This window comes from Paracoccus sp. MC1862 (genome assembly GCF_016617715.1).
Lineage (GTDB): Bacteria > Pseudomonadota > Alphaproteobacteria > Rhodobacterales > Rhodobacteraceae > Paracoccus.
Window position 1 is genome coordinate 2,937,005 of the sequence record NZ_CP067225.1, and the last position, 10,862, is coordinate 2,947,866.

A 10,862-nucleotide genomic window follows, 5' to 3' on the forward strand; every position below is an offset into this window, starting at 1 on the left:
TTCTTCTTCGCCCGAATATCTGGGGCTTTCGAGCGACCGGCCGGCAGCCCGGTAGACTTTTGTCAGCGAGGAAGGCCATGGCCGTGGCGATCGGGGCAGAGCCCCGCGTCAGGCACCGCTTTCAACCAGCACGGACTCCAGCACAGGAGCGAGGCGAGCGGCCCACATCTCCTGCCCCCCTGCGTCCCGGATCAGGTCGTTCCTGACCTCGACCAGCAGGTTCGGGCGGCCCTGTGCCAGCGCGTGGGTGTCAATGGAATCACCTTCAAGATGGCCGCTGTAGGGCTCGTTGTCGCCGGTGATCCAGCCCTGCGCGCGGCAGGCGCGGACCATCGCGGGGCCGAGCCGTTCATCGCGGTGGGAATAAAGGATGCCGACCAGCCAAGGGCGCGGCGGGCGGCCCTTGAGTTGCGGGGTGAAGCTGTGGACGGCGCAGATCGCCCGCGCCGGATGGGCCGCGGCCAGCCGGGCGAGTTCCCGGTGATAGGGGCGATAGAGGCGGTCGAGCCGCCGTTCCCGTTCTGCCGCATCCGCGCTGCGGTTCGCCGGGATCACCGTGCCGTCGTAAAGCCGCATCAGCAGCGTCGGGTCGTCCTCTCCCCGGTTCGGGTCGATCACGAGGCGCGAGAAATCCGACCGCACCATCGGCGCGTCCAGCCTGTGCGCCAGCGCCGAGGCAAGCCCCGCCGCGCCCACGTCATGGGAGATGTGGCGCGCCATGTCCTGCGCCGCGATGCCGAGGTCGCCGCCGTTCACCCAGTGCGGCACGCGGTTCGTCGCATGGTCGCAGGTGACAAGCCAGCGCGAGGGGCGGGTTTCTCCCTCGATGGTGAAGGGCGGGGCGTCGATCGGATCACTGTCATGTGCGTTCATGATGGGGGCGGTATACGTCCCGCTGCATGGCCGCGCCAGTTGCCCGTTCCGCAAGAGACGAGTAGACGATAGCGCAAACATGCCCGAAGGCAGGGGAAACAGGCAGATGAGACGACACCGCAACGTGAAGATCGTGGCGACCCTTGGCCCCTCGTCGAGCGATCTGGCGACGATCCGGGCGCTGTTCGAGGCGGGCGCGGACGTCTTCCGCCTGAACATGAGCCATGGCGAGCATTCCGACCAGAAGGCCCGATATGACGCCATCCGCGCCGTCGAGGCCGAGCTTGACCGCCCCATCGGCGTGCTGGCCGACCTGCAGGGCCCGAAGCTGCGGGTGGGGGTCTTCGCAGAGGGCGCCCATGAGCTTGAGGAAGGCCAGCCGTTCCGCTTCGACCTCGACCCCGCGCCGGGGGACGGCCAGCGCGTCCAGTTGCCCCACCCCGAGATCTTCGCGGCGCTGAAGGTCGGCTCGCGCCTGCTGGTCAATGACGGCAAGATCCGCCTGCGGGTCCAGCATTGCGGCCCGGATTTCGCCGATTGTCTGGTGACGGCGGGCGGGCCGATTTCGAACCGCAAGGGGGTCAACGTTCCCGACGCGGTGCTGCCGCTCAAGGCGCTGTCGGACAAGGACCGAGCCGATCTGGAATTCGCCTGCGGGCTGGGCGTGGACTGGCTGGCCCTGTCCTTTGTCCAGCGTCCCGAGGACGTGATCGAGGCGCGCGAACTGGCGCAGGGCCGCGCCGCCATCCTGTCCAAGATCGAGAAGCCCGCGGCGGTGGAATGCTTTGCGGACATCCTCAGGGTCTCGGACGGGATCATGGTCGCGCGCGGCGATCTGGGGGTGGAACTGCCGGTCCATTCGGTGCCGCCGATCCAGAAGCGGCTGGTCCGCGCCTGCCGGCAGGCGGCGAAGCCGGTGATCGTGGCGACCCAGATGCTGGAATCGATGATCGAAAGCCCGATGCCGACGCGGGCCGAGGTCAGCGACGTCGCCACCGCCATCTACGAGGGCGCGGATGCCATCATGCTGTCGGCCGAATCGGCCGCCGGCCGCTATCCGGTCGAGGCGGTGCAGACCATGGACAGCGTCGCCCGGTCGGTCGAGGGCGATCCCATCTACCGCCAGGTCATCGACGGCTCGCGCGGCACCGACAATCGCACCAGCGTCGCCGATTCGATGGCCGTGGCCGCGCGCGAGATCGCCGAAACCACCGACATCGCGGCGATCTGCGCCTATACCCAGTCCTCGACCACCGTGCGGCTGGTCGCCCGCGAACGCCCCAAGGTGCCCATCATCGCCATGAGCTCGGAACCCTGCGTGCTGCGGCGCATGGCGCTGGTCTGGGGGGCGCATTGCGTGGGCACGCCGGTCCTGGAACGATTCAAGCAGGCGGTGGTCAATGCGGTGAAGGCGGCGCAGGAATTCGACTTCGCCGACCCTACCCGCAAAGTTATCGTGATCGCAGGCGTTCCCTTCAACACGCCGGGCTCCACCAACATTCTTCGCGTTGCATCCTGCGACGAGCTGTTGCTATCCAGCACGGACCCTGAATAACGGCGCAGTCGCGCCCCTCACGAGTTGCAAGGCATGTCCGACATCCTCATCCTGCTGGGCACCGCGCTGATGGCGGTGTCGGTCATCCTGGCGATCGCCGCACTGGCGCGGACCGAGCCGCCGCGCGGCGCCGCCATCGCCTTTGTCTTCGGGCTGGCAGCCCTGTTCGCGGGAGCCTGGCTGGACCCGACGCCCTTCCGCGTGCAGGATCTGGGGCTGGCCTGGCAGAGGCTTCTGAGCGGCCAGATCCGGCTGTAAGGCCGGCTTTTCCCTTGCCATCCGGGCCGGACGCCGCTATCAGGCGCGCTTCGACATCCGCGCGGCCGGCCCTATGGCATTGCCGAGTCGCGCGTTCACTCTGACTTAGGAGAAGAAAATGCCGAAGATGAAGACCAAGGCCGCTGCGAAGAAGCGGTTTTCGATGACCGCTTCGGGCAAGGTCAAGGCGGGCCCGGCGGGCAAGCGCCACGGCATGATCAAGCGCTCGACGAAGTTCATCCGCGAAACGACGGGGACCATGATCCTGTCCGACGCGGACACGAAGATCGTCAAGAAATACATGCCCTACGACCGCTGAAAAGGATCTGAACCATGTCCCGCGTTAAATCCGGCAAGGTCACCCACGCCCGCCACAAGAAGGTCCTTGACGCTGCCAAGGGCTATTACGGCAACCGCTCGCGCAACTTCCGCACCGCCACGCAGGCCGTGGACAAGGCGCTGCAGTATGCAACCCGCGACCGCAAGGTCCGCAAGCGCAACTTCCGCGCGCTGTGGATTCAGCGCATCAACGCCGCCGTCCGCGCGGTGGATGCCGAGATGACCTATTCCCGCTTCATCGCCGCCCTGTCCAAGGCCGGGATCGAGGTGGACCGCAAGGTCCTGGCCGACCTGGCCGTGCACGAGCCCGAGGCGTTCAACGCCATCGTGGCCCAGGCAAAAGCCGCCGCCGACACCCCGGCCCCCGTCGCCGCCTGATCATTCGGACAGGATGATCTGCAGAAACCCGTGCCCCGGCGCGGGTTTCTTTGTTTCACGCCCGCGTGACGTCCCGCCCCGGCCCGCAACCGCCGCTCCCGCTGCGGGGTTGATCCGGCATGGACATCGCCACCCGCCTGCCGCCCCGCGTTCCCCTCGCCTCGCGCCCGCTGGGCATCCTCGGCTCGGCCCTGACCGCCCGGCGCAACGTGCTGGAACTGATCCCGGAACTCGCCCTGCGCCAGCCGATGGTGTCGGGCAAGCTGGGCATCCGCTGGCACATGGTCATGGACCCCGACGCCCTGCGCCGCGTGCTGAAGGACCGGCCCGAGGATTACCCCAAGTCCACCGTCACCCGGATGATCCTGGAACCCGCCATCGGCGACAGCCTGTTCATCGCCGAAGGCGCGCAGTGGCGCTGGCAGCGGCTCGCCGCCGCCCCCGCCTTTGCCGCCCGCCATGTCGAGGCGCTGGCCCCGGTGATGACCGCCGCCGCCGAGGCATCCGCCGCCCGCATCGCCGCGGCCCCCCAACCCTTCGACGCCTTTGCCGAGATGATCGCCGTGACCTTCGACGTCATCAGCGACGTCACCTTTTCCGGCGACAACGCCTTTGACCGCGACGCCGTCCACCATGCCATCGACCGCTACATCGCCTCGACCGCGCGGGTGTCGGTGCTGGACGTGCTGGGCGCACCCCCTTGGGTGCCGCGTCCGGGGCGGATGATTTCGGGCAACGCGCTGAAGCGGACCAAGAAGCTCGCCGACCAGGCCATCGCCGAGCGCGCCCGCCGAGGCCCCCGCGTGCCGCCCGACCTTCTGGATCTGCTGCAGTCCGGCGTGGACCCGGAAACGGGACGGTCCATGAACCCCTCGGAACTGCGCGACAACCTGCTGACCTTTATCGTCGCGGGGCACGAGACGACGGCGCTGACGCTGTCCTGGGCGCTTTACCTCTGCGCCTTCGATCCCGCCGTGCAGGCCCGCGCCGCGGCCGAGTCGCAGGCGGCCGGTCCCCGCATCACCGCCGCCGACCTGCCGCGCCTGCCCTATGTCCAGCAGGTCGTGCAGGAAACGCTGCGCCTTTACCCGCCCGCCGCCTTCCTGTCCCGGACAGCGCGGAAAGCCGACACGCTGGGCGGCCGCCAGATCCAGCCCGGCGACACCGTCATGCTGCCGATCTATGCCCTGCACCGCCACCACCTATTGTGGGACAACCCCGACGCCTTCGACCCCGAGCGCTTCGCCCCCGGCATCGAGCGTGACCGCTTCGCCTTCCTGCCCTTCGGCGGCGGCCCCCGCATCTGCATCGGCGCGAACTTTGCCCTGCAGGAGGCCGCGATCATCCTTGCCACGCTGCTCTCCCGCTTCGACTTCGCGCTGGTGCACGGTCGCGACCCGCGCCCCCGGATGATCCTGACCCTGCGCCCCGAAGGCGGCGTCTGGCTGCGCGCCACGCCGCGCTAGAAACCGCGCGTCCCCCGTGCTAACCCCGCCCCGCAATTCCCGCGAGGCCCCCCGATGACCGACCCCGACAGCTTGCGTTCCACCTGGCTTGCCCGCGTCGCCGAGGCCGAAGGCGTCACGGCGCTGGAGGAGGTCCGTCTGGCGGCCCTCGGCAAGAAGGGCGAGATCGCGCTGAAGATGCGCGAACTGGGCAAGATGACCTCCGAGGAGCGGCAGACCACAGGCGCCGCCCTCAACCGCGTCAAGGACGAGATCGACGCCGCGCTCCGCGCCCGCAAGCTGGCGCTGGAAGACGCGGCGCTGGACGCGCGCCTTGCGGGCGAGTGGCTGGACGTGACTCTGCCCGGCCGCCCGCGCCCGGCTGGCACCATCCACCCCGTGTCACAGGTCATGGACGAAGTCACCGCCATCTTCGCCGACATGGGATTCGCCGTGGCCGAGGGGCCGCAGGTCGAATCCGACTGGTACAACTTCGACGCGCTCAACATCCCGCCCGAACATCCCGCGCGGCAGGAACACGACACCTTCTTCATGGCCCGCGCGACAGGCGACACCCGCCCGCCCCATGTCCTGCGCACCCATACCTCGCCCGTCCAGATCCGCGCGATGGAGGCGATGGGCGCCCCTATCCGCATCATCTGCCCCGGCCGCGTCTATCGCATGGACATGGACCAGACCCACACGCCCATGTTCCACCAGGTCGAGGGGCTGGCGATCGGGCGGGACATCTCGATGGCCAACCTGAAATGGACGCTGGAGGAATTCTGCCGCGCCTTCTTCGAGGTCGATCAGGTCGAGCTGCGCTTCCGCGCCTCGCATTTCCCCTTCACCGAGCCCTCGGCCGAGGTGGACATCCGCTGCGACTGGTCCGGCGGCCAGTTGAAGATCGGGCAGGGGGAAAGCTGGCTGGAGATACTGGGCAGCGGCATGGTCCATCCCAAGGTGCTGCAGGCCGGGGGGATCGACCCCGCCGAGTGGCAGGGCTTCGCCTTTGGCATGGGCATCGACCGGATCGCGATGCTGAAATACGGCATCCCCGACCTGCGGGCGTTCTTTGAGAGCGATTTGCGCTGGCTGCGGCATTACGGGTTTGCGGCGGGGGATGTGCCGAGTGTGAGTGGGGGACTGTCGCGGTGAAGCGCGATATAGACCAAATTCGCTCCATTCTTTTTGAAATGGAAAGCTCTCGGTATAACCACTTTGAGGAGCGGCTTGCCCTAAATGGTATTCTTGAGCGGGGAACTGACACCGAAAAGGGGCGCGCCAACCAAGTTCGCGCTGAGCACGTCCGGTGGATGATCGACGATGGACTGCTATCTTTGGTGAGTGGCTGCAGCAACTATGTTCGGGTTACGGCTAAAGGATGTGACTTCCTTGATGCTGTTCGGGACGAAGGTGTATGGGAGCGGACCAAGCGGCAGGTGGCAGAAATTGGCGGGAACACCACGATAGAATTCGTTAGGACTCTGGCAGTCGGTTTTCTCCGAAAGCAGGTTGAGCAGCGGGCGGGACTAGTTCTGTGAGTGGTGCGGTCCGGTTGCTTCGTTATGCTGCATTTTCTTCCCTGGCCGAAATAGCCGGTTACATGCCTGACAGGGTAAAGGATCGGTGGATAGCAGGAGCCGCAACCGGCGTAGGGATGGCGGGAATTGGTGCTAATGCCCTGTTGTCGGCTTTGGGATTTAGCGCAGTTGCTCACAGTTCAGGTGCTGTAATATTTACTGGTGCTAGCGGATATATTGCAGGAACTTACGGACTCGCTTCTGTCGTTGCGTTTCTAACGTTTCCAGTGACGCTGCTGTTCTTTGTCATCTGCGTATGCTTGGGGACAGGAATTCTCGTAAAAAGAAAGGTTTGGAACAGGAAATGAAACTCACCCTCTCCTGGCTCCGTGACCATCTCGACACCACGGCGACCCTGACCGAGATCACCGACGCGCTGACCGACCTCGGGCTCGAGGTCGAGGAGGTCGTCGATCCCGCCGCGAAGCTTGCCTCCTTCACCCTTGCCCGGATCGAACATGCCGAGCCGCATCCCGACGCCGACCGGCTGCGGGTGCTGCGGGTAGCCACCGACGAGGGCGAAAAGCAGATCGTCTGCGGCGCGCCGAATGCGCGGGCGGGGCTGGTCGGCGTGCTGGCGAAGCCCGGCGACTATGTGCCGGGGATCGACACGACCCTTGGCGTCGGCAAGATCCGCGGGATCGAGAGCCACGGCATGATGGCCTCGGAACGCGAGCTTGAGCTTTCCGACGAGCATGACGGCATCATCGAACTGCCCTCGGGCCGGGTCGGGCAGCGCTTCGTGGACTGGCTGGCCGAGAACGCGCCGGACAGGATCGACCCGATGATCCACATCAAGATCACCCCGAACCGCCCCGACGCGCTGGGCGTGCGGGGGATCGCCCGCGACCTCGCCGCGCGGGGGCTGGGCAGGCTGAAGCCGCTGGAGGTTCAGGCCGTTGCGGGCAGTTTCGACAGCCTCCTCGGCGTGACGATCGAGCCGGACGTGCTGGACCGCGCCCCGCATTTCGCGGGCCGGCTGATCCGGGGCGTGACGAACGGCCCCTCGCCGGACTGGCTGCAGCAGCGTCTGCGCGCCATCGGGCTGCGGCCGATCTCGGCGCTGGTCGATATCACCAACCTCTTCACCTTCGACCTGAACCGCCCGCTGCATGTCTTCGATGCGGCCAAAGTCCAAGGCGACCTGACCGTGCGCGGCGCGCGGGAAGGGGAAAGCCTGCTCGCGCTCGACGGCAAGACCTATGCCCTGCGCGCGGGCGACCTTGTGATCGCGGACGAGAACGGCCCCGAAAGCCTCGCCGGGATCATGGGCGGCGAGGCCTCGGGCGTGACCGAGGTGACCACCGATGTCTTCCTCGAAAGCGCCTACTGGCAGCCCATCGGCATCGCGGCGACGGGCCGGGCGCTGAAGATCAACTCGGACGCCCGCTACCGCTTCGAACGCGGCGTGGACCCTGCCTTCACCCGCGACGGGCTGGAACTGGCAACGCGGCTGATCCTCGATCTCTGCGGGGGCGAGGCCAGCCACGTGGTCGAGACCGGCGCTGCCCCGGACCATGCCCGCGCCTACCGGCTGGACCCGGCGCGGACCCAGAGCCTTGTCGGGCTGGACATCCCCGAAGCCGAGCAGCGCGCCACGCTGGAGGCGCTGGGCTTCCGGCTGGAGGGCGCCATGGCCCATGTGCCAAGCTGGCGCCCGGACGTGCAGGGCGAGGCCGATCTGGTCGAGGAAATCGCCCGCATCGCCAGCCTCTCGCGCCTGCAGGGCCAGCCCCTGCCGCGCCCCCGCGCGGGCGTGCCGCAGCCGGTGCTGACCCCCCTGCAGCGCCGCGAGTCCGCCGCCCGGCGGATGGCGGCGGCGCTGGGCTACAACGAATGCGTGACCTACAGCTTCATCGACCAGCCCTCGGCCGCGCTGTTCGGCGGCGGGTCCGAGGCGGTGCGGATCGAGAACCCGATCTCGTCGGAAATGACCCACCTGCGCCCCGACCTGCTGCCCGGCCTGCTGGCGGCGGCTGCCCGCAACCAGGCGCGCGGTTTCATGGACCTGTCGCTGTTCGAGGTCGGCCCCGTCTTCACCGGCGGCGAGCCGGGCGAGCAGGCCGTGCAGCTTTCCGGCCTGCTGGTTGGGGGGAACGCCCCCCGCGACCCGCATGGCTCTCGCCGCGCGGTGGACATCTATGACGCCAAGGCCGATGCCGAGGCGATCCTCTCCGCCATCGGCGCGCCTGCCCGCGCCCAGATCGACCGCAAGCTCGACGGCTGGTGGCACCCCGGCCGCGCCGGCAACATCGCGCTGGGGCCTAAGCGGCTGGCGACGTTCGGAGAGGTCCACCCCCGCATCCTCAAGGCGCTGGACGTCAAGGGACCGGCGGTCGCCTTCACCGTCCATCTCGCCAACGTGCCGCTGCCCAAGGTCAAGACCCCCACGCGCCCTGCGCTGGAGATCAGCGACCTGCAGGCGGTGGAACGCGACTTCGCCTTCGTCGTGGACAACCGCGTCGAGGCGCTGGCGCTGGTCAACGCGGCGCAAGGCGCCGACAAGGCGCTGGTCGAACGTGTCACCGTCTTCGACGAGTTCAAGGGCGAGCGGGCCGAGGCGCAGATGGGCGCGGGCAAGAAATCCATCGCCCTGACCGTCCGCCTGCAGCCGAAAGGCAAGACCCTGACCGACGCGGACATCGAGGCGGTCGCGGCGAAGATCGTCGAGAAGGTGGGGAAGGCCACGGGGGGAACCCTGCGCGGCTGAGCTTTTTCGCGTGTTGGTGGATAGTTAACCACAAGCACAATCTCAGGTTGGTGAGCGGGTCCATGCCGCCTTAGTGTGGGCCTGCCCCCGTTCGGAAGGATTCTGCCCGTGTCGGTTCTGACACCCCAGCAATATGCCCAGCGGCTGATGACCAGCCTTTACAGCGACGGCGTGACCCGGACGATGCGTCCGGGTTCCGACGGCGCGATCGGCGTCAACATCACCGACCTGACGGGGCAGGAGAAATGGCTTGCCCGCGCCGCCTTGGGCGAGATCGGCGAAGTGACCGGCCTGCGGTTCCGCGAGACCACGGGCGCGGCCCAGATCACCTACAGCAACGACGGAACCGGGGCGAACACCCGCACGACGGCCTCGGGAACGACCATCAACAAGGCTACCGTGCGGATCAGCAACGACCGGGTCAGTGACACGGACGGCTACGGCAGCTTCGCTTTCCGCACCTACATGCATGAGACGCTGCACGCCCTCGGGCTGGGCCATCCGCAGGATTATGGCCGGGCGCGCGAGTTCTCGCAGTCGGCCATCCACAATGACAGCTGGCAGATCAGCCTCATGTCCTATTTCGACCAGGACGAGAACACCCGGATCAACGCGACCAAGGCCTATCAATTGACGCCGATGGTGGCCGATTACCTTGCGCTGAAGCAGATGTATGGTCCCGCAACCATCCATGCCGGGAACACGGTCTACGGGGTGAACTCGAACGCGGGCGGTTCGCTGGATGTGGCGGCGAGCCTCGGCGCTCGGGCGGCCTTCCTGATCGCGGACAGCGGTGGAACCGATCATGTGAACTTCGCCAGAAGCACGGCGGGCCAGCGGATCGACCTTGCCGCCGGGGCGATCTCGGACGTCATGGGCGCGATGGGCAACATGCAGATCGCGCCCGACACGCAGATCGAGAACGCGACCGGCGGGCAGGGCGCCGACAGGATCACCGGCAACGGGGCCGCCAACCGGCTGGTCGGGAATGCCGGGAATGACCTGCTTTATGGCCGGGCCGGCAACGATGTCCTGGACGGCGGTGCCGGGAACGACAAGCTCTGGGGCGAGGATGGCAACGACCAGTTGATCGGCGGCGCCGGCAACGATTCGCTTTACGGCGGGGCCGGCAATGACCGCCTGATCGAATCGGCCGGAACGAATTATCTGGACGGTGGCACGGGCAATGACGTGCTGATCGGCGGCAGCGGCGATGACCGGCTGATCGGCGGCGCCGGCTCGGACAGCCTGTCGGGCAATGCCGGACACGACCGGCTGGAAGGCGGCGACGGCGGCGACCGGCTGTTCGGCCAAGCAGGCAACGACCGGATCGAGGGCGGCGGCGGCCATGACATCATCATTGGCGGCGTGGGCAACGACACCCTTTACGGTGGCGCCGGCAACGATGACCTCGCGGCCGAGGGCGGCAGCGACTTTCTCGACGGCGGTGCGGGCAATGACCTGCTGCGCGGGGGCGCTGGGGCAGATCGCTTCGTCTTCAACCTCGGCTCGGACACCATCCGCAACTTCGATCCCGTTCAGGACAGCATCAACCTGAGCAGCTTCGCCGGGCTGGATTCATGGGCCGATGTCCGCGAGCAGTTGGCCGAAGCCGGCAACCATGTCGAGTTCCGGCAGGACGGCCATGCGCTGCGCATCGAATGGACGAGGCTTTCGGACCTCGCCGCCGACGACTTCATCTGGTGATCCGAAGGGACGGA

At 67.5% G+C, this 10,862-nt stretch carries 10 protein-coding genes; 9 read left to right on the top strand and 1 reads right to left on the bottom strand.

The window, feature by feature from the left end:
- Nucleotides 1-108: 108 nt before the first annotated feature.
- The gene (locus tag JGR78_RS14580) at nucleotides 109-873 is read right to left on the bottom strand and encodes an N-formylglutamate amidohydrolase (protein WP_220494861.1); all 765 of its coding nucleotides are present in this window, start codon (nucleotides 871-873) and stop codon (nucleotides 109-111) included.
- Between the two features lie 106 nt (nucleotides 874-979).
- Here JGR78_RS14580 and pyk point away from each other — a divergent pair, with 106 nt between their 5' ends.
- The 9 genes from pyk to JGR78_RS18240 all read left to right on the top strand — a co-directional run bounded on the left by pyk (nucleotide 980) and on the right by JGR78_RS18240 (nucleotide 10,848).
- Nucleotides 980-2,428, top strand: coding sequence for a pyruvate kinase (gene pyk, locus JGR78_RS14585; RefSeq protein WP_182803281.1), 1,449 nt, complete (start codon nucleotides 980-982; stop codon nucleotides 2,426-2,428).
- A 33-nt stretch (nucleotides 2,429-2,461) separates the two neighbouring features.
- Entirely contained in the window at nucleotides 2,462-2,686 is a 225-nt protein-coding gene (locus JGR78_RS14590) for a hypothetical protein (RefSeq protein ID WP_182791694.1), read from the top strand.
- Between the two features lie 118 nt (nucleotides 2,687-2,804).
- Nucleotides 2,805-3,005: a 50S ribosomal protein L35 gene (rpmI, locus tag JGR78_RS14595; protein ID WP_182791695.1), complete on the top strand. Its 201-nt coding sequence runs from the start codon at nucleotides 2,805-2,807 to the stop codon at nucleotides 3,003-3,005.
- 14 nt (nucleotides 3,006-3,019) lie between these two features.
- Nucleotides 3,020-3,403, top strand: a complete 384-nt coding sequence (gene rplT, locus JGR78_RS14600) for a 50S ribosomal protein L20 (RefSeq protein WP_182791696.1) — start codon at nucleotides 3,020-3,022, stop codon at nucleotides 3,401-3,403.
- Between the two features lie 119 nt (nucleotides 3,404-3,522).
- Nucleotides 3,523-4,869, top strand: coding sequence for a cytochrome P450 (locus tag JGR78_RS14605; RefSeq protein ID WP_182803278.1), 1,347 nt, complete (start codon nucleotides 3,523-3,525; stop codon nucleotides 4,867-4,869).
- A 54-nt stretch (nucleotides 4,870-4,923) separates the two neighbouring features.
- Nucleotides 4,924-6,006 (top strand): phenylalanine--tRNA ligase subunit alpha, encoded by a 1,083-nt coding sequence (gene pheS / locus JGR78_RS14610; protein ID WP_182803276.1) that lies wholly within the window; start codon nucleotides 4,924-4,926, stop codon nucleotides 6,004-6,006.
- Nucleotides 6,003-6,392: a DUF2513 domain-containing protein gene (locus JGR78_RS14615; protein ID WP_182803274.1), complete on the top strand. Its 390-nt coding sequence runs from the start codon at nucleotides 6,003-6,005 to the stop codon at nucleotides 6,390-6,392. Before pheS ends, JGR78_RS14615 begins: the two co-directional genes overlap by 4 nt.
- Before the next feature lie 343 nt (nucleotides 6,393-6,735).
- Nucleotides 6,736-9,141 (top strand): phenylalanine--tRNA ligase subunit beta, encoded by a 2,406-nt coding sequence (pheT, locus tag JGR78_RS14620; protein ID WP_182803272.1) that lies wholly within the window; start codon nucleotides 6,736-6,738, stop codon nucleotides 9,139-9,141.
- A 108-nt stretch (nucleotides 9,142-9,249) separates the two neighbouring features.
- On the top strand, nucleotides 9,250-10,848 hold the full coding sequence (locus JGR78_RS18240) for a M10 family metallopeptidase C-terminal domain-containing protein (protein ID WP_220495359.1): 1,599 nt from the start codon (nucleotides 9,250-9,252) through the stop codon (nucleotides 10,846-10,848).
- Nucleotides 10,849-10,862: the final 14 nt, after the last annotated feature.

Bases quoted from the DNA above. Each gene is read 5' to 3' on its own strand.
- pheS (WP_182803276.1), top strand. From the start codon at position 4,924: ATGACCGACCCCGACAGCTTGCGTTCCACCTGGCTTGCCCGCGTCGCC.
- pheT (WP_182803272.1), top strand. From the start codon at position 6,736: ATGAAACTCACCCTCTCCTGGCTCCGTGACCATCTCGACACCACGGCG.
- JGR78_RS14605 (WP_182803278.1), top strand. From the start codon at position 3,523: ATGGACATCGCCACCCGCCTGCCGCCCCGCGTTCCCCTCGCCTCGCGC.
- JGR78_RS14580 (WP_220494861.1), bottom strand. From the start codon at position 873: ATGAACGCACATGACAGTGATCCGATCGACGCCCCGCCCTTCACCATC.
- rpmI (WP_182791695.1), top strand. From the start codon at position 2,805: ATGCCGAAGATGAAGACCAAGGCCGCTGCGAAGAAGCGGTTTTCGATG.
- rplT (WP_182791696.1), top strand. From the start codon at position 3,020: ATGTCCCGCGTTAAATCCGGCAAGGTCACCCACGCCCGCCACAAGAAG.
- pyk (WP_182803281.1), top strand. From the start codon at position 980: ATGAGACGACACCGCAACGTGAAGATCGTGGCGACCCTTGGCCCCTCG.
- JGR78_RS14590 (WP_182791694.1), top strand. From the start codon at position 2,462: ATGTCCGACATCCTCATCCTGCTGGGCACCGCGCTGATGGCGGTGTCG.